Here is a 25,643-nt window from a genome sequence, read left to right on the forward strand (position 1 = left end):
TAAAATTAAAGCTTAAACGTCTGTGGTTCTATGCCCAAACGTCGATATTGTTTAAATTTTTCACGTCCAAGCACTTTAGCTGCTTCGTGATTTTCAATAATCTCAATAATGTGACTAAATTTTGCATAGGCTTCAAGTGCCTGACTGTTAAAATTAAACACAATCCAGTCCGATTGCTGCGGTAATTCGGCAGAAATACATACGCTGGCCTGTGTTTGGTTAATGCCATGTGGAATAAAGCTGCTGGCATCAAAACTCCACAGACGCTCATCCAATATTTGCTGTAACTCTGGATCAGGGCAATGCAGCCAAATGCGTGCCTGCTGCCGCAAAATTTTGCGGCATAAACGGCAAGTGCTTTCCACTTGCCGTTCAGGACTTTTTTCAAACAAATAAAAGCTAACTTTAGCCATTATTGCTTGCACGTTGTGCGAGGAACTGCATCAATAACGGTACAGGACGACCTGTTGCACCTTTATTGCTGCCTGAATTCCATGCAGTGCCTGCAATGTCTAGATGCGCCCAGCGATAGTCACGGGTAAAGCGTTGCAAGAAGCATGCTGCAGTAACTGAACCTGCTTTAGGCCCACCAATATTGCCAATATCGGCAAATGGTGAATCCAGTTGTTCTTGGTAATCGTCAATCACGGGCATACGCCATACACGGTCAAATGCAGTGTGTCCCGCAGCATCCAATTCCGCCGCAAGTTCATCATCTGGGGTAAACATGCCTGTCAGTACCGAACCGAGTGCAACCACGCAAGCGCCTGTTAAAGTCGCAATATCAATCACCAAAGCAGGGTTGAAGCGTTTCACATAGGTTAGGGTATCGCACAGCACCAAACGACCTTCGGCATCGGTATTTAAAATTTCGATGGTTTGGCCGCTCATACTGGTCACAATATCACCCGGGCGAGTGGCTTTGCCTGACGGCATATTTTCTGCAGTGGCAATCGTGCCGACCACATGGATAGGTAAACGTGCTTCACACAGCGCGCGCATGGTGCCTAAAACTGAAGCAGAACCACACATATCAAATTTCATTTCATCCATCCCTAAGCCGGGTTTGAGTGAAATGCCGCCTGTATCAAAGGTGATGCCTTTACCAACCAATACCACAGGTGCTTCATCACGCTGTGCTTGGTATTCGAGGCTAATGATGCGTCCTGGACGGTCTGAACCCTGACTGACTGCAAGGAAAGCACCCATGCCCAATTCCGCTATTTCTGCTTCATCTAAAATGGTGACTTTGAGTAGGTCTGGATATTCTGCCGCAAGTGCTTGGGCTTGTTCTGCCAAATATTCAGGGAAACAAATGTTGCCCGGACGGTTGCCCAAGTCACGTGCCATGTTTTGACCCGATTGCATGGCTTCAATCAATTGAAGTTGATCTACGCTGAGTGGGCTGTTATTGGCAATGAAATGGATTTGTTCAAGCTGAAATTCATTCTTTTTGCTTTTGTATTCATCAAAAGCATAGGCTGCTTGGGTCAGGCTGAGTGCAAATACATAATGCAGCTCGCTAGGCAGGGCAGACAAGTCAATGCTGATCTGTTTAAATTTTTTTTGTGAAGATTTGATAATGCTTTGTGCAATTTTTGCCAGCTTTGCGGCTGGTAATTCTTCGGTTTTACCCAAACCGATCAGGTTGCTATTGGCGCATTCAGCAACGCTAGCCACCAAACTTAAACTTTCATTAAAGCCTGCTTTAAATTGTGTCGCTTGAATAATGCTGTCTAAATCCTTGATTTGATAAGCAGCAGTTGCCTGTGGCACCTGTTCTGCAGCCACTAAAATTGACAAAGATTCACTCGCGCTGTGTTCTTGGAATGCGGGACTTAAGCTAAATTTAATCACTGGATTTTATGCCTATCTAAATGTGCAAACTATGCAACCATTGAAACATTTTTATGCGTCGAGTTTCAATGTATAACAAGGCGATAGGTTTTATATTTTCAACATTCAGGTAAACTAACGCGAATTGGATTCCCTCACATTTTGGAAGAAATAATTTGATTATTCGGCGTTATTTGGTCAAGCAAGTTGTGTCGACATCCTTGGTTGTGATTGCCTTACTGACTTTGATCATGATGGGTGGTCGCTTGATCAAGTATTTTGGCGTGGCGGCACAAGGGCGTTTGGATGCGAGTATTTTATTCAGCATCATTGGCTATCGCTTGCCTGAATTCTTGACGCTGATCTTACCTTTGGGTTTCTTTATTGGCTTGATGTTGGTATTTGGTCGTTTATATGTCGACCATGAAATGGCAGTGCTCAACAGCAGTGGCGTGAGTCGGCATCAATTGGCACGTTTATTGGTGCCAATGACGCTGGTATTTCTAATTGTCCAAGGCTTTTTAATGCTGTGGGCATCACCGTGGGGATTGCGTCAGTTTGAAGCATTGACCACCAGTCAGGCGGTACGCACAGGTTTTGATTTGGTGCGACCCAAAGAGTTTATTTCTTCAGGGCCATATACCATTTACGCAGGTGATCTATCTGAAGATCGTAAAAACCTGAAAGATATTTTCTTCTATCAACGTGCAGAAAAAGCAGGTCGTCCTGATGTCATGATTCTGGCAAAAGAAGCGACACGGGTAGAGCTGGAAAATGATCCTGCCAATGTGGTGGATTTGGTCGAAGGGCGTCGTTATGAAATATTTCCTGGCACAGCCAAATATTCACAGGCAGAATTCCAAAGTTATCGTTTACGTTTAGAGAATGACAAAGAAGCTAAATTTGAAAGTGCCGAAGTAGAAGCCTTAACCACCTCGCAACTTTGGAAAAACCGTGCAGACCCTGTGGTCGCAAGTGAACTGGGATGGCGTATTTTTGTGCCTTTTGCGATTGTGGTGGCGTTGTTTTTAGCCGTGGCATTGTCAGAAGTTAGTCCGCGTCAGGGGCGTTATTTAAAACTGTTTCCTGCCTTGTTAATTTTCGCCAGTTTGATTGTGGCGCTCATGGCGGTTAAAACCCGTATCAGCAAACAAGAAATGGGCATGATTGCTTATCCGTTGGTGTTGTTGGCTTATGCGATTGCGGCAGCCTTGTTCTCACGTAAACAAAAACTAGCACCTAAAATTAAGCAGCAAATTCAGCGAGTGAGGTCTTAAGATGTTGGCACGTCGTATAGTTGCAAAACACGTCACCAAGACCACTGCACTGGCTATGTTTGGTGCAACGGCAATTTTGTCTGGTTTGCAGGTGTTGTTTACCTATTTAGGCGAATTGGGTTCACTCAATGAAAACTATAGTGCATGGCAGGCATTGCTGTATGTATTGTGGGGTGCGCCAAATTATCTCTATGAAATTTTGCCGATTTCTGCCTTGATTGGCGCAGTGTTAGGCTTGGGTACGTTGGCATCCAACAGCGAATTGATTGTGATGCGTTCTGCAGGGATTAGCCTGTGGCGTATTGTGGGATGGGTGATTCGTTCCGCCATGGTATTGGTACTGCTGTCTTTTGTGCTCAGTGAATGGGTGATTCCATACACCAATGAACAAGCCAAAAGTGTTAAAAGTCACCGTAGCGTCGCTGAGCTGGGTGAAGTTCGTGGCTATTGGTCGCGCGAAGGCAATCGTTTTATTTATATTGACTACGCCAATGCCCAAGGGCAGCTCAAAAATGTACAAGTGGTCGATTTTGATGATAATTATCGCTTGCGTGGTACATTGTCTGCAGATCAGGGACAGTTTGTTAAAGACGGTAGTTGGTTGCTCAATCAAACTGAACAGATGGATATTTTGCAGGCGGGCAACGCGACTTTAGCTAAAAACAGCGAACAGGCTTTGGCTTTAGCATTGCAACCGAAATATGTGCACATGGTCACCATCGACCCTGAAGATTTATCCCCAAGTCAATTGGTCAGTTTCATGAGTTATATGCATGAATACAGCCAAGTACCCAAAACCTACCAACTGGCGTTCTGGCAAAAACTTGGTGCACCCTTTGCGCTGATTGCTTTGGTGGTGATTGCTTGCTCCTTTATTTTTGGGCCGTTACGTCAGCAATCTATGGGTTTCCGTTTGGTGATTGCTTTATTTGTCGGCTTAACCTTCTTTTATTTACAGGATTTCTTGGGCTATGCCAGCTTGGTCTATGCACCATCGCCTGCGTGGTTCGTATTTATTCCTATTATTCTGATGTTTGTCATCGGCGGTTACTTACTGCATCGTGCGCGTTAAGTGCGGGCCGATGCTGCTGCTTTTTCCGTATGATTGGGTAAACCTATCTGAATCAGTGGCGGAAACCATCTTCTGAACATAGAGTCTTGACGCAAAATTCGTTAAGATAGCATGATTAATTTGTAGACGAAAAAAGAGTATTGATTATGGCGGATGCAACTGCTGGCAAAATCCCTCACGTATTGGTGATTATGGATGGTGTGGGTCATCGCGAAGCGGTCGAAGACAACGCGTTTTTAGCAGCGAAACGACCAAATTTGACTGCTATGCAGGAAAAGCATCCGCATGGTTTGATCTCTGGTTCAGGTGAAGATGTGGGCTTGCCAGATGGTCAAATGGGTAACTCTGAAGTTGGTCACATGAACTTGGGTGCAGGACGTGTGTTGTACCAAGACTTTACCCGTATTACCAAAGACATTCGTACAGGCGCTTTCTTTGAACATGAAGTGTTGGTCGATGCGGTAGAAAAAGCCAAAGCAGCCAACGGTGCAGTGCATCTGCTTGGTTTATTGTCTGAAGGCGGTGTGCATTCGCATGAAGATCATATCGTGGCGATGGCAGAATTGGCATTAAAACGTGGTGCAAAAGTTTATCTACATGCCTTTTTAGATGGCCGTGATACGCCACCCAAAAGCGCGCAGCCTTCTTTGGAAAAATTGGACGCATTATTTGCACAATATCCAAATCAAGGTCGTATTGCCAGCCTGATTGGTCGTTACTATGCGATGGATCGTGACAACCGTTGGGATCGTGTAGAACAAGCCTATCGTTTACTTACCGAAGGTGAGGCAGTACGTACTGCGGCAACCGCGGTAGAAGGCTTGGCAGCGGCTTATGCGGCAGAGGAAAGTGATGAGTTTGTGAAAGCCACCCGTATTGGTGAAATTGCCAAAATTCAAGATGGCGACAGCGTGGTGTTTATGAACTTCCGTGCTGACCGTGCGCGTGAATTGACCAAAGCTTTTGTGGAACAAGACTTTGCTGGTTTTGAACGTAAAGTTGTGCCGCAATTGTCTAAATTTGTGATGCTAACCCGTTATCAAGCCAGCATTGCTGCACCAGTGGCGTACATGCCAGAAGATTTGAAAAACTCGATTGGTGAATATTTATCAGACTTGGGCAAAACGCAATTGCGTATTGCTGAAACTGAAAAATACGCACACGTGACGTTCTTCTTTAGTGGTGGCCGTGAAGATGAATATCCGGGTGAAAAACGCATCCTGATCCCATCGCCAAATGTAGCAACCTATGACTTAAAACCTGAAATGAGCGCTTATGAAGTGACTGATGAACTGGTTGCAGCCATTAACTCAGGTGAATATGACTTGTTGGTGGTGAACTATGCCAATGGCGATATGGTCGGTCATACTGGTGTGTTTGATGCAGCTGTCAAAGCAGTTGAAGCGGTAGATACCTGCTTAGGTCGCGTTTATGAAGCGGTGATGGCGAAACAAGGTCACATGATTATTACCGCTGACCATGGTAACGTCGAGCAAATGCAAGACTATGACAGTGGTCAGGTACATACTCAGCACACCACTGAATTGGTGCCATTCATTTATGTAGGCCCAACTCAGGCCACCATTTTGGAAGGTGGTGTGTTGGCAGATGTTGCACCAACTTTATTGAATTTGATGCAATTGCCAGTGCCAGCAGATATGCAAGGTCGCAACTTAATTCGCCTACAGGCATAACCCTCGAGACAGGTAGATGATGGAATGACGGCTCACAAAATTTATGCGGTTGTGTTGGCAAGCGTGTTGTGTGCCAGTCATTCGAGTGTTTGGGCTGCGCCAGATTTGGAGTTAGATGGCCCTACACTACAACAGGACTATGTCGATGTGCCTGTAGAGTCGATACAGGAATTTGTACAAATCTATGGCATTGTCAAAGACAACTATGTGACTGAAAAAAGTGATGATGCCTTGTTTCAGCAAGCCATTCGTGGCTTGGTGAGCGGTTTAGACCGTTATTCACGCTATTTAACTGCTGAAGAATATAAACAACTTTTACAATATACCGAAGGCGACTTGGCCTCGGTTGATTTTACTTTGCGCTATGACGCTGCCCAGCAACATTGGGTCATTCAAAATTTAAGTGCCAATGCCGACTCGGCTAAACAAGGGCTGAAGAATGGCGACAGCCTATTTAAAATTGATAACCAAGAACTGAAAAAGCTGAGTGCAGATCAGGTCAATAACCTGCTCACAGGCTCAGTGGGATCGACTGTAAGCGTACAACGTGCAGCCAATCAGCCTGAAATTATGTTGGTACGCAACAAAAAAGTAGAAACCGATATTCAGGCGCAGATGCTTTCTAATCAGGTCTTGTTGTTAAAAGTACGTGTGTTTCAGCAAGACACCGCCAATGAAATTAAACGCTTAATTGAAGAACATAGCACGCCACGCTTAAAAGCCGTATTGATTGATCTGCGTAATAACCCAGGAGGCTTACTGTCTGCTGCGGTGGAATCTGCCGATTTATTTTTAAATCAGGGTGTGATTGTATCGACCAAAAGTCGTTCTGAAGGCGATCAACAATTTCAGGCGTTACCTAGCTTTGAATTTCAAAATTTAAAAGTCGGAGTACTGATTAATCATCGCTCTGCATCTGCGGCAGAAGTCTTTACTGGTGCTTTAAAAGACCATTCACGCGCTTGGGTGATGGGCGAAAAAAGTTATGGCAAGGGGGTGGTGCAAAAGCTGTTCCCACTTAGCGATGGTGCTGCCTTACAAATGACGGTTTCGCATTATTACACCCCACGCGAGCAAATGATTGAAGGGGTTGGGATTCAGCCGAATCAGCAATATATTCAAAGTCCTGAAATGAAAGAAGAGGCTTATCTTGAGCATGTGGCAGATTTACTGCTGAGCCGCCGTTAAGTCTCATCTGAGTAACACGTATTTTTAGACAGTCTTCATTGTTTAGCGTTTACTCATCTTCAGTATCTAATCCAAACTTTTTCAGACGATAGCGCAAAGAACGGAAAGACATGCCCAATTTTTTTGCTGCCAACGTACGGTTCCAGTGGGTCAGGTGCAGCGCATTCAGTAAAATGTCTTTTTCTACTTTTTCCAAGTAGGCTTCTAAACCTTCTTCAGGCAGTTTGCGTCCTGTCAGCAATACATCTGTCACGATCTGCTGTGGTGTTTCTGCTGTAGGTTGTGATTCAGTGGTTGCTGTATTGCTCATACTGAATTGGCGCAAGGGTGCGGTTTGTAAGTGTTTGAGATCAATAACATCATCATCACTCAGGGTAATGGCACGTTCAATAATATTGCGTAACTCACGCACATTACCCGGATAGTACTGTTCTAATAAAAATTGCTGGGCACGAGGTGTCAGTTGTTTGGCAGGAATGTCCCATTCTTGTGCAACTTTTTGAATGAAGTGGTCTGCCAATAACAGAATATCTTGTCCACGTTCACGCAAGGCAGGCAAGACCAAATCCATCACGTGAATACGGAAGAATAAATCCTGACGGAAACGTCCTTGCTGAACCAAACTTTCTAAGTCCTGATGACTGGCGCTGATCACACGAAAATCGACATCAATTTCACTATCTGAACCCACAGGACGGATGCGCTTTTCCTGAACGGCACGCAGCAGTTTGACTTGCATGCTCAGTGGCAGTTCGGCAATTTCATCTAAAAATAAGCTGCCACCATGTGCAGATTGAATCAGACCTTGTTTGTCTTGAGTCGCTCCTGTAAAGCTACCTTTTTTGTGTCCAAATAGCTCGCTTTCCATGAGTTCGGTGGGGATTGCACCACAGTTAATTGCAATAAATGGTCCTTCGTTGCGGTTACTTAAACGGTGAACCAAATTGGCGACAACTTCTTTCCCCGTACCTGATTCGCCTGTAATAAATACAGGCGCTTGCGAGCGCGCAATTTTTTTGATGGTGCTGCGCAATTGCTGAATAGGCAAAGATTGCCCAATCAACATTTTATATTCAAGCTGATCTTGGCTGTGATGATCGGTGGTGTCGAAAGGTTTATTCAGTGCTTTTTCAAGGAGTTGCTGTAAATGTATTTGATTGACAGGCTTGCTGACAAAGTCAAATGCACCTGCTTTTAAAGCAGCAATCGCAATATCCATATTGCCGTAAGCGGTCAATACGGCAACAGGCACATTCGGATATTGTTCGGAAATCCATTCAACCAGTTGCAAGCCATTGCCATCGGGCAGGTTTAAGTCGGTTAAGCAAGCATCGTACTGATGTTCTGCCAATAACTGCTTGGCTTGCACTAAACGATACGCGACATGGGTTTGAATCCCCATACGTGCCAAAGTCATCTGCATGAGGGTACAAAGGTCTTCTTCGTCATCGACCAATAAAACCAAAGGTTGAACAGCGTGCATATTTTCCCCAAAACCACACAAAATTAAATCAAAACCACAGCAACATGATTGACCCAATATCAATCGCGTTTATTCAATGGCACGTAGACATTTCATCCTGAAACATGCGCCTTGTTCTTGTTCTACATAGCTCAGCTTGGCTTGATTCGCCTCACAAAAACTATGCGATAGATACAATCCTAAACCAGTTCCATTGATTTCGGTACTGAAAAATGGCTGGAACAGATAGAGGAGATCTTGATTGGCGACACCTGCACCAAAATCCCGCACATCAATATAAATATAAGTTGCTTTCGGATAGACCGTAATCTCAATAGGTTGTTGTGCAGCATTGTGCCGAATGGCGTTACGAATCAGATTAATTAGCACTTGGCGAAACTGCGATTCATCAAACTGAATACTCAGTTGTTCGGTCAGTGTAAGCTGAATTTGACTCGCTGCATCAGGTAAATCTTCCTGAATGAATTGTGGCAAAAATTGATTGAGCTGAATCGCGACAGGCGTGGTTTGTTTATTTTTGACCATGCTCAGCGTATCGTGAATAATTTTATCAATCCGTGTCGCTTGTTTGCTGATCATGTCGGACAGCAATTGTTGCTGTGCTGCATCACTGCCTGTAAATAAATTGTTGGCTTGTACAATGGCTGCCAACGGGTTGCGAATTTCGTGTGCAATACTGGCAGAGAGTTGTCCTAAGGCGGCTAATTTGAGTTGCTGGACTTGCTGATTGATTTTACGTCCATCCTGCAGCGCCAATAAAGTCAGCGTTTGATGTGGCACTTTGAGTTTTTGTACCTGAATATGCACATGAAAATGACTCAGTTGCGACTCGAATTGAAATTTTTCTCCATCTTGCAATTGATCAAATTTGAACAGATCAAATAAATCGGGCTGAATTTTATACAATGGATAGGTCGCGTGCGCATATTTAGGATGAATCCCCAACAGATGACAGGCTGCAGGGTTACTGAGGACGACATGGCAATTTTCATCTAAAACCAAATAGCCCATTTCGGTTTGTTCTAAAATATAACGGTTGATATTTTGTAGGCGGTTTAATTCCAAAGATTGCGAAAAATTTAGATTTTCTAAAATTTGGAAACGCCGTACTGCAATACGTCCACTGCCATAAACCACCCAAAATAAAAATGCCAATAGCGCACTTTGACCAATATTATTTAGCGATGAAAAGTCCAGCAAACTCCCAACAAAGTGTTGGTAAATCACCATAATCATCGCGATGAGGGTAATGGCTAAGGCTTTACGCTTTTGCAGCAAGAGTGATGCTGCAAAAATCGTGATCACAAACAGCAGACTTAAATATAAATTAGGGCCATCGCTCGCAAAAGTCAGGCTACTGAGCGCGATAATATCGACTGCAAAAAACAGGGTCAGTTGTTGCGTGCTTTTAAAAGGAATATATTTATAGCTGATCAGTTGCAGGCAGCTAAAAATAAAATAGCAGACCAAGGTGTATAGATATAAACCCGGGTGCTGATATTGTGTGCCAAGCTGCTGAAAGGTGAGTAGGGTAATCAGCAGCAAACAAAAGGCAATCAGCAGTCGGTAAGTACCATACCACATGCCAAGATGATACTGATTTAACTCAGAATGTTGTTTTAAATCTGGCATATCGTAAAGGTCTTATTTGTGCATCAACAGCGTTGAAAATTTAGGGTTTAATCAGTCCATAACGAATGGCAAGGTGAGTCAGTTTGACATCACTATCAATATTTAATTTTTCAAAAATACGGTAACGATAGGTATTTACGGTTTTTACACTGACAAACAACTTATCGGCAATTTCCTGTGCGCTAATACAATTCACCACCATCATCGCCACTTGCATTTCACGTTCTGAAAGACTATCAAAAGGCGATTGTTGTGTGTCAGATAAGTATGAACTTGCCAGTTGTTCGGCAATGTCGGCACTGAAGTATTTACCGCCCTGCATGACTTTTTTAATGGCACGTACCATTTCACTGACAGGTGCGCCTTTGGTGATATAGCCTTTTGCACCTGCTTTCAGCAATAAAGAAGGGTAGGGTTCTTCTGCCAAACCACTCACCGCCAAGACCTTAGTGTCTGGTGCAGTTTGCAATAGACGACGTGTGGTTTCTACGCCTCCAATCCCAGGCATGTTCACATCTAACAACACCACATTGGGATGATGCTGACGCACTAAGGTAATCGCTTCTTCACCCGATTCAGCTTGTCCAATCACCTGCACATCGGCATGGTCTTCGAGCATACGGCAAATCCCAGTACGTACCAATTCATGATCGTCGACTACTAAAACTGTGATCACCTACACTCTCCCTTTGAAAAAATCATCTTTTTTGTTACATAAAGCAAAATTAGCTTGCAATGAAACGACAAAATTAGCAATGCTATTCTTAATCTAGAATGAAAAGTTCTGCACAATATGGTGTCAAAAACGATTCATTGTTGTATTTTTAAATGTAAGGCATATTTGAGGTAATACGCAAATGTATCTTACCTCCCTGAGTTGAGTAAGCAGTCGTGAAAAATTCTAAGAAGTCGTTCATGCATGTGCTGGTCGCATCTATGATGTTCAGCCTAAGTTCTGTCAGTTTTGCTGAACTTGTCATCAATCCTTCCTCTGGGAGCGACGGTCAGGCGACCTTAAGTTGGTCTTCGGAGCAAGCCGATCAATTCTTAAATGGTGATCTGGAAAGTACCAGTGCGAGCGCTCAGGCTGCGCCAGAGAGCTATGTTGCTGAACCTACTCCGCCAGGTTCAACGAAAATTACCACTACAGTGCGTAGTAGCAATGGTGTTGCACCTGCTTCCACTGCGCCTAAAACAGTCCGTATTTTAGATACCTCTGCTTATAGCAACCAACCATCAGTTAATGCACGTGCGGCTTTGGTGATGGATGCGCAAACAGGTGAAGTGCTGTATAGCAAAAATACCAATGTGGCATTACCTATTGCATCTGTGACCAAGGTGATGACTGCCGTGGTGACTTCTGATGCACGTTTGAATATGTCTGAACAAATCACTTTGCAATCGATTGATTTTGCAGGTGCAGCAGGTAAAAACTCAAGCTCAACTTTGCGTGTGGGCGACAAGTTAAACCGTGCCGAAGCGTTACTGTTTGCATTAATGAAATCTGAAAATCCTGCAGCAGCAGCGTTGGCACGTACTTATCCAGGTGGGAAAAATGCCTTTGTAGCCGCAATGAATGCTAAAGCGCGTGAATTGGGCATGCATTCTACCCGTTTTACCGAAGCAACAGGCTTAGACCCACGTAATGTATCTTCTGCGCGTGATTTGGGTATTTTGGTCAGCACCGCTTCGCAATATGGTTTGATTCGCCAATTCTCAACCACGCCAACCTATGACTTTAACTTGGGTTATCGTGTTTTAAAATCTAACAATACCAATGCACTGGTACGTAATGGTGGTTGGAATATTAATCTGTCTAAAACAGGCTATATCAATGAAGCAGGGCGTTGTGTGGTGATGCATACCACTTTGAATAACCGTCCTGCAGTGGTGGTGCTTTTGGGTGCAGATACTTCACAAGCACGTACCAATGATGCAACTCGCTTAATGAGTTGGGCAAGCCAGTTACCTAAACGTATTTAAGAGCACATTCAGCTTGGAGCGTTGAGTTATCAATCGTATGACTCAACTTCCGTTAAAGTTGCATGATTCCAAATACAAAAAAACCTGCTAATGCAGGTTTTTTTGATCACGATTCAAAACTTACATGTTTGAAAGGATAGAGTCTTTTACTTGTTGCATTGTAGCATCAATAGAGAGCATCACCGCATCTGCACATTGTTTCATTGCAGTGTCAGGATCTTTCAGACCGTTACCTGTTACGGTACATACAATCACAGAACCTTCTTTGATTTTACCTGCTTTGATGTCGCGCATTGCACCACCAATAGACGCAGCAGATGCAGGCTCAACAAATACGCCTTCATACATTGAAAGCATGCGTTGTGCTTCTAAGATTTCAGCATCAGTTAGCTCATCAAACCAACCTTCTGAATCGCGTACAACGGCTTTGGCATGGTTCCAGCTTTGTGGGTTACCAATACGAATTGCAGTTGCAACAGTTTCAGGGTTTTCTACAGGCGCACCACGTAAGAATGGCGCAGCGCCAGACGCTTGATAACCCACCATGATTGGGCGGCCTTCAGGGTTTGGACCTGTGAATTTGTCCGTTGCTGCGTCATAGACCACTTGCTCGAATTGATCGGCAGATTGGTTGGCAACCGCTTCGGTATAACCCATCCAGTGTGCAGTAATGTTGCCTGCGTTACCTACAGGTAAGCAGTGGTAATCTGGTGCACGACCTAACTCATCTACAATTTCATACGCAATGGTCTTTTGACCTTGTAGGCGGTAAGGGTTGATCGAGTTCACAATGGTCACAGGTGCTTGGTCAGCAACTTCTTTAACTAGACGCATACCATCGTCAAAGTTACCGCGGATTTGCATGGTGATGGCACCGTACATCATCGCTTGTGCCATTTTACCCATGGCAATTTTGCCTTCAGGAATTAAAACGAATGCTTTGATGCCTGCACGTGCAGCATAGGCAGCAGCAGCAGCAGAAGTATTACCTGTAGATGCACAGATAATGGCTTTTGAACCTTCTTCAACTGCTTTAGTAACTGCCATGGTCATACCACGGTCTTTAAATGAACCTGTCGGGTTTAAGCCTTCATACTTCACATAAATTTCAACATCTTTACCAATAATGCGTGGAATATTCTCAAGCTTAATCAGTGGCGTGTTTCCTTCGCCTAGAGAGATTGCACGTGTGGTTGCAGACACTGGTAAACGGTCACGATAACGGTCAACTAAACCAGTATAACGATTGGCATTCGACATGATGATGTTCCAATTGTGTGTAGAGCTTGGCAAGGGGAAATACTCCCCTTCACCCGATTAATTATCAAGCGATTCTAAACGAATTCGTACAATTTCGCCATGAATGGTTGGCAATGCTTGAATTTGTTGTAACGCTTCATCCATTTTCGATTCTAGGACTGGGTCAGTCAGAATCACGATAGGAATAAGGTCTTTTAAGCGTGATTGCTGCATGATGGCATCAATACTGATTCCCGCACGGCTTAAAATGGTGGTTACATCGGCAAGTACGCCAGTTTGGTCTTCGGCATTAATGCGAATGTAGTAACCCGTGGTCATTTCTTCACGGCTTAAAATTGGCAAGTCGGTTAAGGCTTCAAATGCCAATTGTGGAATTGTACCTGCGCCATCTTCGGTATAAGAAATGTCACGGACAATATCAACGACATCGGCAACTACCGCAGAGGCTGTTGGGCCTGCACCTGCGCCTGCGCCATAATAGAGCGTTGGACCAACCGCATTGGCTTGTACCAAGACCGCGTTTTTCACGCCATTAACATTGGCAATCAATTCTTCTTCAGGAATTAAAGTTGGGTGAACACGCAGTTCAATACCTTTATCGGTACGACGGGCAATACCCAAGTGTTTGATGCGGAAACCGAGTTCTTCGGCATATTTCACATCTTGCGCGGTCACTTTGCCAATACCTTCGGTAAAGACTTTGTCAAACTGTAGCGGAATACCAAATGCACATGAAGCCAAAATAGTCAGTTTGTGAGCAGCATCAATACCTTCGACGTCAAAAGTCGGATCGGCTTCGGCATAGCCTAATTCTTGTGCTTCTTTCAGTACATCTTCAAATGCACGACCTTTTTCACGCATTTCACTTAAAATGAAGTTGCCTGTACCGTTGATGATGCCTGCCAACCATTCAATTTTGTTGGCAGCCAAACCTTCACGGATGACTTTAATAATTGGAATACCACCTGCAACCGCAGCTTCATAGGCAATTTGTACGGCATTGTCTTCAGCTGCTTTAAATAGCTCATTGCCGTGTTCTGCAAGTAGGGCTTTGTTGGCTGTCACTACTTGTTTGCCGTGCTTCATGGCTTCCATGATCACGTCATAAGCAGGGTGAATACCGCCCATCACTTCAACCACCACGTCTACATCGGGTTGACGGACAATGTCCATCAAGTCGGAGCTTTGCTTGACCGATTCAGGCAAGTTTAGGTCAGGACGCGGACGACGTGTTCCCACATAAGTGATTTCAATTTCACGACCGGTGCGACGTCTAATCTCAGCAGCATTTTCTTTTAATAGTTTAAGGGCACCACCACCCACAGTACCAAGACCGAGGATTGCCAGACGAACTGGTTTCACGTCACACTCCATATTTTAATAACTTTAAGCAAGCCTAGATCATAGCTAAAAAAACGCGCTGACTCTAGGGCAGATCTCACTTATCTTCACAGTATAAAAAAAAGTAAAATAACGCATAAAAAATCGTTATTTATATTGGCTTCATAGATGCTACGTCTTGGTGTATTGGGATGATGCAGCATCCACAGATCCGCTATTTTTATTTGTCTAAGCGCTTGATCAATTCAGCGGTAGACAGATAGCCGCCTAAATATACGCCTTCGGCATTATAAATCGCAGGTGTGCCATTGACGCCCATATTTAAGCCCAATTGATACTGAGCACGAACAGGGTTTTTACAGTTGGCAGGTGCAATTTGTGCGCCATTCATGACCTGATTAAAGGCAGCGTGACGATCTTCGCTACACCAAATTGCTTCCATAGCAGGCATGTGCTGTTCACCACGCGGCCAAGCAATGTAACGGACTTCAATGCCTTTACCATTCATTTCATCCATTTGCTCATGTAGACGATGGCAATATGGACAGCTGACATCGGTAAATACATAAATGACGTGTTTGGTTTTGCCTTTGGCAGGGAATACCAATAAATCTTCCTGTTTTAATTCAGCAAAAATTTTCTTGTTCACGCCTGCTTGCAGGTTTTCACTGACGTTATGTAGTTCTTTGTCACCTAAACGGATCACATCGCCCTGAATAATGTATTTGCCATCACTGGTGGCATAGACCGATGACATGCCTTCAAGACTCACCCAAAATAAATTTGGAACTTCAGTGGCTTTAATGTCGGTAATTTTGGCGTTGATACCTGCAGTTTTAAAATGTTGCTGCAAGGTTGTACTTAAACGCTGTTGTGCATTGCGTTCAATTAGGGTTGATGCTTCACCCGTTGCAGGCGCACTGGCGGTGAGTGTGGTTTGCTTTTTATCTTCATTGTTTGCATTTGAACATGCGGTGATTGCAAAAGCACTTGCCAGTGAACAGGCAATCAAAAGTGTCGAGCGGGTAAATGTCATAAACAACCCTTTCTTGTTGGCATAAAAAATAGAGCGTTAGCATAACAAAAAATATTCGTGATCGTTAGGGTCTGTTGCCATTTCATAAATGGCTTACGTTCATAGATGAAGTGTCAACAGACCCTATGCTTCTACGTCGTTTTTGTTTTTTTAAGCCCGTGGATGATGTTGGGCATGCAATTGCTGCATACGGATTTGTGCAACGTGGGTATAAATTTGTGTAGTGGATAAATCGCTGTGCCCGAGCAGCATTTGTACCACACGTAAATCTGCCCCATGATTGAGTAAGTGTGTGGCAAAGGCATGTCTTAACGTGTGTGGCGATAACTCGGCTTGAATGCCTGCTTGCAGGGCATAGCGTTTAATGGCATACCAAAAATTTTGTCGGCTCATAATGCCGCCATGCACCGTTAAAAATAGATAATCGGTGGCACTTTTATACAGTTGCGGACGCGACTCGGTTAAATATTTTTCTATCCATTCACAAGCGACTTGTCCCATAGGCACCAAACGCTCTTTATTGCCTTTACCTACAATTCGTAAATAGCCTTGTTTTAGGTTGATTAATTCTAAACGTAAATTCAGCAATTCCGTCACTCGTAAACCGCAAGCATATAAGACTTCAAGCATGGCACGATCTCGTAATCCGAGTGCAGTGTTGATGTCAGGAGCGTGAATTAAGGCTTCAACATCGGCTTCGGATAAATCTTTGGGTAAGGCACGACCTAATTTTGGGGTTTTATGCGCAGCAACAGGGTTGTCAGAGCGCAGTTTGTGCTCTCTTAAAAATTTATAAAAAGAACGTAGTGCAGACAGGCAGCGTGCAATAGAGCGGGGGCTTTTTTGTTGTTTGGTGAGTTCGATGAGTACATCTGAAATATCGTCATGATTCCATTCAGGCATGGGTTTGCTGACATAGTCACTGCATTGAATTAAATCGGACAGATAGGCATTGCGGGTATGCGGGCTGACACTTTGCGCGATTAAATCGTTGCGATAGCCTTCCAAAAAGCTCAAAGCTTCTGGAATTTGTATTGCAGCAGGAATACGAGGTTTTTTGTTCAGCATAGGAATCACAGACGAAATCACAAAATTAATTGAGAAATTCGATAATAAGCAGCGTTATTTTCTACTCTAATCCAATTCAGCAAGGCTGTCGATGTGATATAAAGCATTTAAATGTAAGTCGACCTTATTTGTTAATTGTTCTCATTTGCATGTTATAATATGCAAAATGGTATAGGAATTTCACGGTGCGTTTGTCAGAACTTAAAGCAAAACAAACAGCCATCATCCGTCAGGTATTACGTACCGCCGATGGTGGAACATCCCTTAGTGACTTGGTGGCAAACCGCTTAGAAACACTGGGTTTTGTGCCGGGTACGCAGGTGCAGGTGATTACCAAAGGTATTTTTGGTGGTGATCCAATCCTGATTCAAGTGGGATTTACCCGTTTTGCTTTGCGCAAAGTAGAAGCTGAACGCATTGAAATTGAACAAGGGGTGTCCGCATGAGCGATGCCTTACGTATCGCACTTGTAGGGAATCCAAACTGCGGTAAAACATCTTTATTTAACCATTTGACAGGGACACGTCAAAAAGTTGGCAACTACGCAGGCGTGACCGTAGAGCGTAAAGTCGGGCAATTCACCTTGCCTTCGGGACAGGCGGTGCGGGTGTTGGATTTGCCCGGAACTTATAGTTTAGAAGCCACCAGTCCCGACGAAGCCATTACTCGAGATGTGGTACAAGGCAAAATTGCTGAAGAAGGGCAGCAAGATGCATTTTTGTGTGTGGTCGATGCGACCAACTTAAAACTGCATTTGGGTTTGGTGCTTGAAATGATTGAGTTGGGACGTCCGATTTTGTTGGTACTCAACATGATGGATGAAGCACGCCGCCGCGGGATGCAAATTAATACGCAAAAATTGTCTGAGCGTTTGGGTGTACCTGTGGTGGAAACCGTGGCAGTGCGTGATTCAGGTATTCAAAACTTAATGCATGCCTTAGATCAGGGCAAATTTGCTGTTCCGCAGACAGAATTGACAGGCTTAACAGGCAGTCAGCATCAACGGATTCAAACCATTTTGCATGATGTGGTGCACTTTGTAGATCAAGAAGACAAACGCTCCGACTTCCTCGATAAAATTTTTTTACATCCTGTATTCGGTTTAGTCAGCCTTGCGGTGATGATGTTTGTTGTCTTCCAAGCGGTATTTGCTTGGGCTGCACCGTTTATGGATGGCATCGAAAGTTTATTTGGCTGGCTAGGTGAAGTGATTGGCGAAAACATTAGCCATCCCTTGCTGAACAGCTTGATTGTGGATGGCATTATTGCGGGCGCAGGCGGTGTGGTGGTGTTCTTGCCGCAAATTTTAATTCTGTTCCTGTTTATTTTAATTTTAGAGGAATCGGGTTATTTGCCACGTGCCGCATTCTTGCTCGATAAGCTGATGTTTAGCGCAGGTTTGAGTGGTCGTGCCTTTATTCCATTGCTGTCTAGTTTTGCCTGTGCAGTGCCGGGCATTATGGCAACACGTAGTATTGCTGACCCACGTGATCGTTTAACCACGATTATGGTTGCGCCGTTAATGACTTGTTCTGCGCGCTTGCCTGTATATGCCTTACTCATCGCAGCATTCATTCCCAATCAAACTGTATGGGGCATGTTTAATTTACAAGGTCTGGTCTTGTTCGGTCTGTATATGGCAGGCATTGTGAGTGCCTTGGGCGTATCTTTTGTGCTTAAATTTTTGCAAAAAGATAAATCTGAGCATGTCTTGTTGATGGAACTACCAAGTTACCGTTTTCCAGACCTAAAAAGTGTTTGGATTGGTTTGCTAGATCGCGCCAAAATTTTCTTAAAGCGTGTCGGTGGCATTATTTTTGCACTGTCGATTTTATTGTGGTTCTTGTGTACGTTCCCGCAGCCGCCTGAAGGCGCGACCATGCCTGCAATTGACTATAGTTTTGCAGGGATGCTGGGGCATGTATTACAGCCAATTTTTGCTCCTGTGGGCTTTAACTGGCAGATCGTGATTGCCTTGATTCCTGCGATGGCAGCGCGTGAAGTGGTGGTGGCTGCATTAGGCACAGTCTATGCCTTATCTGCAGTGGATGAAGATGCCATGTCCCAAGGTTTGGCTGCTTTAATTAGTGGTGGTGGTGAACTGGGCTGGTCATTGGCAACGGGTTTATCGTTATTGGTGTGGTTTATTTATGCACCGCATTGTTTGGCAACTTTAGCAACGGTAAAACGCGAAACAGGATCATGGCGTACGGTCAGTATTATGACCTGCTATCTATTTGGTTTGGCTTATTTCATGTCATTCCTGACTTATCAAACGGCATCGTATTTGTTGGGTTAAGGCACATGCCTGACCTACAGGAGTAGATGAACATGGTTGAAATTTTAATTGTTGCTGCATTGGTACTGTGGAGTGCTGTAGTAGTCTTTAAAAAAGTCTTTCCCAAGACTTCTGGCGCAGTTTTTCTAAAACTCTCCAATTTCTGTACTGAAAAAGGCTGGCATGGCTTGGCCAAATGGCTAAAACCTGCAGCCGCGGCAGGCTGTGGCGGCAGTTGTGGTTGTGATTCTCAAGATCAACCCGCAGAAAAGAAAGTTGAAGTTCAAGCGGTGAAGTGGAAATAGGCTTGTTTATTCACTTTAGCAATATTCTTTTTAAAAACCGTCTGCAATATGACGGTTTTTTTACGCACTGACACAAAAAAACTGCAGGAACTGCAAACAGAAAAAGCATTCAAAACAGCAAAGTGCTACTATTTTGTCTGTTTCAAAATTAGCGCACAAAATGGGGCAAAAATGTTAATACAACGTGGTGGATTAAAAGTCGTTGCAGGACTTGGTATTTCTGGTGTTGCAGCCGTTAATTTTTTACATCATCAGGGTTACCGCGTTGCTGTGACAGATTCTCGCCCCACACCTCCAGGGCATGACCAAATTCCTGCCGAAGTAGAAACCCGTTTTGGTCAGTTTGATCAGGATTTATTGCTGTCTGCGGAAGAAATTGTGATTAGCCCAGGTTTAGATCCAAAACTCCCTGAAATTCAGGCTGCGATGGCGCAGGGCATTCCTGTGGTGAGTGAAATTCAGATTTTACGTCGTGCGACCGACAAACCTATTGTGGCAATTACAGGGTCTAATGCGAAAAGTACCGTTACCACACTGATTGGTTTAATGGCAGAGCAGGCAGGCAAAAAAGTCGCGGTAGGTGGCAATTTGGGACGCCCTGCGCTGGATCTGATCAAAGATGATCCTGAACTGTATATTTTAGAACTCTCCAGTTTTCAGCTAGAAACCACCTCGAATTTAAATGCAGAAGTGGCGGTAGTGCTGAACATGAGTGAAGACCATTTAGACCGTCATGGCGATATGCTCGGTTATCACACCGCCAAACATCGTATTTTTCAGGGTGTGAAAAAAGTGGTGTTTAACCGTGATGATGCTTTGAGTCGTCCGTTGGTGCCAGATCAGACTCCTATGCAAAGTTTTGGCTTAAATGCGCCTGACCTAAACCAATACGGCTTATTAAAAGATGATGATGGCAGCATGTGGTTGGCACGTGGGCGTGAGCGTTTATTAAAAAGCACCGAGATGTATATTCAAGGCACACACAATATTGCTAATGCATTAGCGTGTTTGGCATTGGGTGAAGCCATTGGTTTATCTATGCACAGCATGCTGGAAACGCTGAAAACCTTTAAAGGTTTGGAGCATCGTTGTGAATTCGTCAAAGAATTACATGGGGTGCGTTATTATAATGACTCCAAAGGAACCAACATCGGTGCAACTTTGGCAGCTTTAGATGGCTTGGGTGCAGCAATTCAGGCACAAGGCGGTAAGGTTGCGATTATTTTAGGTGGGCAAGGCAAAGGGCAGGACTTCACTGCGCTACGCCAATCATTGCAACAATATGCCAAACTGGCAGTGTTGATTGGTGAGGATGCTACGAAAATTGAAACAGCAGTTGCGGGAACAACCCAACTCTTAACTGCAGATACCTTGCAACAAGCAGTTGAAATCTGCCAACAACATACACAAGCGCATGATGTGGTGTTATTGTCACCTGCATGTGCAAGTTTTGATATGTTCTCGGGCTATCCAGAACGTGGTCACAAGTTCGTTGCTTATGTCAACGCACTGGTATAACAACAATAAGGTGTGAGATATGGCTGGCTTTGCTCAGACAACAATCAATAAACTCAATCAGGTCTATGAGCGCTGGTTACCCAAACTGCCAGCGGAAGTGAATGTACGCAATGTACTGATTTTTAGCGTACTGGCGCTGTTATGTATTGGTTCAATCATGGTGGCATCGGCTTCTATGCCTTATGCCGAGCGCATGCATGAAAATGCCTTTCACTATGTATTGCGTCATGGCATTTCTATTGTGGTGGCATTAATCGCTGCCGTGATTGCCTATAGAGTGCCGCTGAATACCTGGTTTAACAACACTTTCTTTCTGTGGATTGTGACCATTGCCTTGTTGGCTGCAGTGTTGCTGGTGGGTACTGAAGTCAATGGTTCTAAACGCTGGATTCGGGTCGCAGGTTTTACCCTGCAAGCTTCCGAAGTCGCTAAAGTGATGATGGCCATTTTTACCGCTGACTATGTGGTGCGCCGTGCCGAAGAAGTGCGTAATAACATTAAAGGTCTGATTCGTCTTGCAGTGATTATGGCAGTCACGGTAGGTTTGGTGATTGCAGAGCCTGACTTGGGGGCGACCGTGGTGATTGCCTTGGCCATGTTAGGGGTCTTCTTTTTAGCTGGTGCGCCATTAATTCAGTTTGGTATTGCCTTTGGCGCGATTATTGCCGCCTTTGTGTTTTTGGTGGTATTTGAGCCTTATCGTTTTGAGCGTTTAATGTCGTTCTCAAACCCGTGGAATGACCCTTTGGGTGTCGGTTATCAGTTGTCTAACGCCTTAATGGCATTTGGACGCGGTGAATGGGCAGGCGTAGGCTTGGGGCATAGTATCCAGAAAATGTCCTATTTACCTGAAGCACATACGGACTTTATGTTGGCTGTCTTAGGTGAAGAGTTTGGCTTTTTAGGCATTTTTGTGGTGTTGAGCTTGTCTTTTGCTATACTGATTGCCTGCATTAAAATTGGTCATCGCGCCCTGAAAAACCAATACTTACGTGCAGGATATTTGGCTTATGGCATCAGCATTATCTTCTTATTACAGATTATGGTGAATGCAGGCATGAATATGGGTATGTTGCCTACCAAAGGTTTGACTCTACCTTTTATTAGTTATGGTGGTTCATCGTTAATTATGTGTGCAGTGATGGTGAGTTTGATTCTGAAAATTGAAGCCAGCACGCATGAGATTAACCCTAGCCGTGAAGAATCCAGCTTCTAGAATTTATCCTTCTATTTCGCTTCTGGCTGAGCATGGTGCAAGACCATGCTTGGCATGACTGTTCCGCAGTGTAAGCACTTGACTGTAGTATTTTTTTGTTTAGACATAGGAAACAAGGGAATAAAAAATAAGGAAAAATATTGTCGTTGCTGTCTGAGTTCATAGCTACTGCGAGTGCGGCAAACGGGGCAGCTAAATTGACTTTTCTCGACCACTTTGGTTTTCGGTCCAACACCAAAAATAAAAAACATGACACAATCTCAAATGATCCATTTCAATTTGAGCATAACTGAATTTTAAATTTTATAAATAATAGCCGTGTAAAGCTGTGCCTGCAGGAATACGTGAAAGATCCCATTGCTGAATGGCTTGCGTAAGCATGCGTGCAGGGGTGTCTAATTCGACAGTGGCTTGATTTAAGGCAGTTAAAGCGGCTTGTAGCAGCTTCGGTGCTTGGGCTAAATCTAAAGCTTGTGCCAAGTTCTGTTTAGACAGTTTTTGCCCTTGTGCATTCATGGCTAAAGGCAGGTGCGTGTAGCTGAGTTTAGGGTAGCCTAACAGTTGCCCCAAATAGATTTGCCGTGCGGTGTTGTCGAGTAAATCTGCGCCGCGAACCACATGGGTAATGCCTTGCAAATAATCATCCACCACCACTGCCAGTTGATAATTGATAATGCCATCACGCCGTTTTAGGACAAAATCGCCCAAGTCCTGCGCAAGGTTGGAACATTGTTTGTCTTGCAGGCGGTCTTGAAAGCAAATCTCTTGGTCTGTGACTTTGACTCGAATCGCTTGATTGGCAAAATTTAAACCTAAATTGCGGCAAGTCCCTGCATAAATATGATTGGAGCCAAGCATTTTGCGGGTGCATTGACAGGCATAGACCAAGTCGCGTTGCTGCAATTGTTGCAACACGGCTGCATAGAGATCGAGGCGATCTTTCTGGAAAATAATTTCGGCATCCGGCTCAAATTGAAAGGCATCAATACAACGCAAGATATGATTTTCACTGCCAGGGTAAATGCGTGGGATGTCAGTATCTTCAATACGTACCAGCCAAGTGCCGTGCTGGGCTTTGGCATCGCAATAACTGGCAACGGCAGTAATGAGAGAGCCAAAATGCAAAGGGCCGGTTGGCGATGGCGCAAACCGACCTGAGTAGCGCGTCAGCGAAATATGATCTCGCTGCTGCGCATGGGGAGCATGCTCCGCTAAAGAATTTTCAACAGTCACAATTAACCGTTATTTTGCTTCTCTTTGATCTCTGCCAAAGTTTTGCAATCAATACATAACGTTGCAGTTGGACGCGCCTCTAAACGACGTAAGCCGATTTCGATACCACAAGTTTCACAGAAACCATAGTCATCGTTTTTAATCGCTTCAATAGATTGTTCAATTTTACGAATCAATTTACGTTCACGGTCACGAGTACGCAATTCAATTGCAAACTCTTCTTCTTGAGTCGCACGGTCGTTTACATCTGGCAAGGCTGTATTTTCGTCTTGCATGGTGTTTAAAGTGCGGTCAACTTCTGACATTAACTCTTCTTTCCACGCCATGAGAATTTGACGGAAATGCTCGAGCTGTCCTTCAGACATGTATTCTTCATTTTTTTTAGGCTGATAAGGTGCAATACCAAATAAGCTAGCTGTAGAACCACCCTCTAAAGCCTTTGGCTTTGCCTTACGCACGCGTTTTGTAGCTTTTTCTTCTACAAGATCTGTTTGTTCGTCCAAGACTTGATTTTGGTTGTCATTCGCCATGTAGGGCATTCCTCATCATATGCGTAAGATTCATACGCGAAAAATATGGTGATATGCAAGTGTTTTTATCCACTCCCTCAGAAAGAATTCTCTCTTCGGGGGACGTCATCATATAGACTTTTTTTGATTATGGATAGTCTTTGATGTTTGGATGTGTTATCGCATTTTTTCGTTGAAGGCATAAAGTAAAGCAAAAAAAATAAAATGGAAAGTTAATAACCTGAAATTTCAAAATTTATTTGTTGTGTGACATGCTCAACCCGATGCACTTGGGTGCTAAAACTGCCATCTGCATTCAAATGTAACACACGGTAACCCGGTGCCTCAGGCCCAAGCGCAAAGTGCTGGCTATGTGGTTTAAATTGCACGCAGGTCGAAGGCGTAGAGTAAAATTGAATCCCTTGCCATTCATTTAATGAGTCTTGATGCACATGCCCACACAGCACCAATTTGACATTGTTGTGGCGTGCCAATACATCAATTAAGGCTTCGGTATTTTTAAGTTTGTGCTGATCTATCCAGTGCGATTGCATATCAAAAGGATGGTGATGACAGGCAATAATCACCTGCTGCTGCGCATGTTGCTGTAAAAGCTGATCTAACTGCTGTAATTGTGCTGCGTCCATCCAGCCATCAATCCGACCTTTAACCGCAGTATTCAGTAAAATGACACTCCAATTGCCCAACTCAATTGCATGAACTTGATTGGACTGTAAATGGAATGGAAAAACCGCGGCATCATCATGATTGCCCGGAATCTGGAAATGCGGCGTATTCAAAGTCTGCATAAACTGCAAATAACGCTGATAGGTTTCAGCAACAGGGATTTGTGCTAAATCGCCTGTATGGAAAATAGCATCGAGCTGCGGATATTGCTGTTGAATATCGTGCATTACCGCGTGAAAGCTGCGTTCAGGATTCATGTGCACAAACTCTAAATCTTCCTGATTCATGAGGTGCGTATCTGAAATTTGTACAATTGTCCAGCGTTGCTGGTGATTGTTTGAGAATAAAGTCATGCCTGACCCCTTAGACATCCTTTACGGTTTTAATCTGTTGTTGTAACCATTGCAATGCCATAATGACAGGTGCGTTCTTTAGCCGACCATTGGTCAGTAAGTCAGGAATGTCCTGATAATCAATAATATGTAATTGGATGTTTTCTCCCTCATCGGGCATTCCAAAAACGCCACCTTCCTGTGGTAGCGTGGTATTCGCACTATATAAGTGGAACAACTCTGCACATGCCCCTGCAGAAGGGTAAAAACTGAATAAATGTTGTAGTTGTTGCAGCTTACAGCCTGACTCTTCTAAGGCTTCACGACGAATGCAGCTTTCAGGCGATTCATTGCCATCTAGTACCCCTGCAATCACTTCCAATTGCCAAGGCGAGTCGCTGTCGTCAATTGCACCAATGCGGAACTGTTCAATCAGTGCAAATTTTTGTTGTGCGGCATCATAAATGAGTACCCCAGCCGCTTCAGGGCGCTGAATAAGTTCACGCTGAAGGACTGGGGTATAGGTGGTTTGATTAAACAAGCGATGGCTCAGGCTGACTTTCTCAACCTGAATAAACCCGCGATACAGGTATTCACGCTGGTGAATCTGTGCATCGTGTTGACCATAAGTTGCTTGTTGAATAATCTTCATAAACTCTCATCAGGATGAGCAAAGCATGATTTCATCCTAACTG

Annotated in this window: 24 protein-coding genes; 10 read left to right on the top strand and 14 right to left on the bottom strand. The window is 44.1% G+C overall.

Annotation, left to right across the window (positions count from 1 at the left end; translation table 11 throughout):
• Nucleotides 1–5: 5 nt before the first annotated feature.
• Together J4G44_RS03505 and J4G44_RS03510 are read right to left on the bottom strand one after the other, a co-directional pair.
• Nucleotides 6–413, bottom strand: coding sequence for a DNA polymerase III subunit chi (locus tag J4G44_RS03505; RefSeq protein ID WP_131260997.1), 408 nt, complete (start codon nucleotides 411–413; stop codon nucleotides 6–8).
• Nucleotides 406–1,854, bottom strand: coding sequence for a leucyl aminopeptidase (locus tag J4G44_RS03510; protein WP_207973945.1), 1,449 nt, complete (start codon nucleotides 1,852–1,854; stop codon nucleotides 406–408). Before J4G44_RS03510 ends, J4G44_RS03505 begins: the two co-directional genes overlap by 8 nt.
• A 158-nt stretch (nucleotides 1,855–2,012) precedes the next feature.
• Between J4G44_RS03510 and lptF the strand changes: the two genes are divergently transcribed.
• From lptF to J4G44_RS03530, 4 genes are all read left to right on the top strand, one after another.
• Nucleotides 2,013–3,113, top strand: a complete 1,101-nt coding sequence (gene lptF, locus J4G44_RS03515) for an LPS export ABC transporter permease LptF (RefSeq protein WP_004975682.1) — start codon at nucleotides 2,013–2,015, stop codon at nucleotides 3,111–3,113.
• Nucleotide 3,114: 1 nt separating this feature from the next.
• On the top strand, nucleotides 3,115–4,185 hold the full coding sequence (gene lptG, locus J4G44_RS03520) for an LPS export ABC transporter permease LptG (RefSeq protein WP_004975683.1): 1,071 nt from the start codon (nucleotides 3,115–3,117) through the stop codon (nucleotides 4,183–4,185).
• A gap of 146 nt (nucleotides 4,186–4,331) precedes the next feature.
• Entirely contained in the window at nucleotides 4,332–5,879 is a 1,548-nt protein-coding gene (gene gpmI / locus J4G44_RS03525) for a 2,3-bisphosphoglycerate-independent phosphoglycerate mutase (RefSeq protein WP_104852912.1), read from the top strand.
• A 24-nt stretch (nucleotides 5,880–5,903) separates the two neighbouring features.
• Nucleotides 5,904–7,067, top strand: a complete 1,164-nt coding sequence (locus tag J4G44_RS03530) for a S41 family peptidase (protein ID WP_136144310.1) — start codon at nucleotides 5,904–5,906, stop codon at nucleotides 7,065–7,067.
• Between the two features lie 49 nt (nucleotides 7,068–7,116).
• On the opposite strand, the gene J4G44_RS03535 is transcribed toward J4G44_RS03530, so the two are convergent.
• The 3 genes from J4G44_RS03535 to gacA form a co-directional block, all read right to left on the bottom strand.
• Nucleotides 7,117–8,550: a sigma-54-dependent transcriptional regulator gene (locus tag J4G44_RS03535; protein ID WP_178318308.1), complete on the bottom strand. Its 1,434-nt coding sequence runs from the start codon at nucleotides 8,548–8,550 to the stop codon at nucleotides 7,117–7,119.
• A gap of 69 nt (nucleotides 8,551–8,619) precedes the next feature.
• Nucleotides 8,620–10,182 carry a sensor histidine kinase gene (locus J4G44_RS03540; RefSeq protein WP_207973860.1) on the bottom strand — a complete coding sequence of 521 codons (1,563 nt, stop codon included), beginning with the start codon at nucleotides 10,180–10,182 and terminating at the stop codon, nucleotides 8,620–8,622.
• A 40-nt stretch (nucleotides 10,183–10,222) separates the two neighbouring features.
• Nucleotides 10,223–10,858, bottom strand: coding sequence for a response regulator transcription factor GacA (gacA, locus tag J4G44_RS03545; protein WP_004975702.1), 636 nt, complete (start codon nucleotides 10,856–10,858; stop codon nucleotides 10,223–10,225).
• Nucleotides 10,859–11,073: 215 nt separating this feature from the next.
• Between gacA and J4G44_RS03550 the strand changes: the two genes are divergently transcribed.
• The gene (locus J4G44_RS03550; protein ID WP_131260992.1) at nucleotides 11,074–12,165 is read left to right on the top strand and encodes a serine hydrolase family protein; all 1,092 of its coding nucleotides are present in this window, start codon (nucleotides 11,074–11,076) and stop codon (nucleotides 12,163–12,165) included.
• Between the two features lie 120 nt (nucleotides 12,166–12,285).
• Here the strand turns inward: J4G44_RS03550 and thrC are convergent, their stop codons facing one another.
• From thrC to xerD, 4 genes are all read right to left on the bottom strand, one after another.
• Nucleotides 12,286–13,425: a threonine synthase gene (gene thrC / locus J4G44_RS03555; protein ID WP_004975706.1), complete on the bottom strand. Its 1,140-nt coding sequence runs from the start codon at nucleotides 13,423–13,425 to the stop codon at nucleotides 12,286–12,288.
• Nucleotides 13,426–13,482: 57 nt separating this feature from the next.
• Nucleotides 13,483–14,787 carry a homoserine dehydrogenase gene (locus J4G44_RS03560; protein WP_004975708.1) on the bottom strand — a complete coding sequence of 435 codons (1,305 nt, stop codon included), beginning with the start codon at nucleotides 14,785–14,787 and terminating at the stop codon, nucleotides 13,483–13,485.
• 199 nt (nucleotides 14,788–14,986) lie between these two features.
• Complete coding sequence (locus J4G44_RS03565; protein WP_004975709.1) at nucleotides 14,987–15,802, bottom strand: DsbC family protein; 816 nt, start codon at nucleotides 15,800–15,802, stop codon at nucleotides 14,987–14,989.
• 150 nt (nucleotides 15,803–15,952) lie between these two features.
• Entirely contained in the window at nucleotides 15,953–16,870 is a 918-nt protein-coding gene (xerD, locus tag J4G44_RS03570; protein WP_004975712.1) for a site-specific tyrosine recombinase XerD, read from the bottom strand.
• A 185-nt stretch (nucleotides 16,871–17,055) separates the two neighbouring features.
• Here xerD and J4G44_RS03575 point away from each other — a divergent pair, with 185 nt between their 5' ends.
• The 5 genes from J4G44_RS03575 to ftsW all read left to right on the top strand — a co-directional run bounded on the left by J4G44_RS03575 (nucleotide 17,056) and on the right by ftsW (nucleotide 22,187).
• Complete coding sequence (locus J4G44_RS03575; protein ID WP_004975713.1) at nucleotides 17,056–17,316, top strand: FeoA family protein; 261 nt, start codon at nucleotides 17,056–17,058, stop codon at nucleotides 17,314–17,316.
• Nucleotides 17,313–19,169 (top strand): ferrous iron transporter B, encoded by a 1,857-nt coding sequence (feoB, locus tag J4G44_RS03580; RefSeq protein ID WP_180044222.1) that lies wholly within the window; start codon nucleotides 17,313–17,315, stop codon nucleotides 19,167–19,169. Before J4G44_RS03575 ends, feoB begins: the two co-directional genes overlap by 4 nt.
• Nucleotides 19,170–19,201: 32 nt before the next feature.
• Nucleotides 19,202–19,453, top strand: coding sequence for a DUF6587 family protein (locus tag J4G44_RS03585; protein ID WP_004975717.1), 252 nt, complete (start codon nucleotides 19,202–19,204; stop codon nucleotides 19,451–19,453).
• Nucleotides 19,454–19,624: 171 nt separating this feature from the next.
• Nucleotides 19,625–20,971, top strand: coding sequence for a UDP-N-acetylmuramoyl-L-alanine--D-glutamate ligase (murD, locus tag J4G44_RS03590; protein ID WP_026438396.1), 1,347 nt, complete (start codon nucleotides 19,625–19,627; stop codon nucleotides 20,969–20,971).
• Between the two features lie 19 nt (nucleotides 20,972–20,990).
• Complete coding sequence (ftsW, locus tag J4G44_RS03595; protein WP_207973861.1) at nucleotides 20,991–22,187, top strand: putative lipid II flippase FtsW; 1,197 nt, start codon at nucleotides 20,991–20,993, stop codon at nucleotides 22,185–22,187.
• A gap of 11 nt (nucleotides 22,188–22,198) precedes the next feature.
• Here ftsW and J4G44_RS03600 read toward each other — a convergent pair whose 3' ends face one another.
• The 5 genes from J4G44_RS03600 to J4G44_RS03620 all read right to left on the bottom strand — a co-directional run bounded on the left by J4G44_RS03600 (nucleotide 22,199) and on the right by J4G44_RS03620 (nucleotide 25,600).
• Nucleotides 22,199–22,438 carry a zinc-ribbon domain-containing protein gene (locus tag J4G44_RS03600; RefSeq protein ID WP_104852920.1) on the bottom strand — a complete coding sequence of 80 codons (240 nt, stop codon included), beginning with the start codon at nucleotides 22,436–22,438 and terminating at the stop codon, nucleotides 22,199–22,201.
• Between the two features lie 52 nt (nucleotides 22,439–22,490).
• Nucleotides 22,491–23,420: a tRNA glutamyl-Q(34) synthetase GluQRS gene (gene gluQRS / locus J4G44_RS03605; RefSeq protein WP_180168569.1), complete on the bottom strand. Its 930-nt coding sequence runs from the start codon at nucleotides 23,418–23,420 to the stop codon at nucleotides 22,491–22,493.
• Between the two features lie 2 nt (nucleotides 23,421–23,422).
• A complete protein-coding gene (gene dksA, locus J4G44_RS03610; protein ID WP_004975725.1) occupies nucleotides 23,423–23,950 on the bottom strand; it encodes an RNA polymerase-binding protein DksA in 528 nt (175 codons plus the stop codon).
• A 212-nt stretch (nucleotides 23,951–24,162) separates the two neighbouring features.
• On the bottom strand, nucleotides 24,163–24,969 hold the full coding sequence (cpdA, locus tag J4G44_RS03615) for a 3',5'-cyclic-AMP phosphodiesterase (RefSeq protein ID WP_004975727.1): 807 nt from the start codon (nucleotides 24,967–24,969) through the stop codon (nucleotides 24,163–24,165).
• Between the two features lie 10 nt (nucleotides 24,970–24,979).
• Nucleotides 24,980–25,600 carry an NUDIX domain-containing protein gene (locus tag J4G44_RS03620; RefSeq protein WP_178865952.1) on the bottom strand — a complete coding sequence of 207 codons (621 nt, stop codon included), beginning with the start codon at nucleotides 25,598–25,600 and terminating at the stop codon, nucleotides 24,980–24,982.
• Nucleotides 25,601–25,643 lie beyond the last annotated feature (43 nt).

The sequence above is a fragment of the Acinetobacter towneri genome (assembly GCF_017498585.1).
In the GTDB taxonomy this organism is placed as follows: Bacteria; Pseudomonadota; Gammaproteobacteria; order Pseudomonadales; family Moraxellaceae; genus Acinetobacter; species Acinetobacter towneri.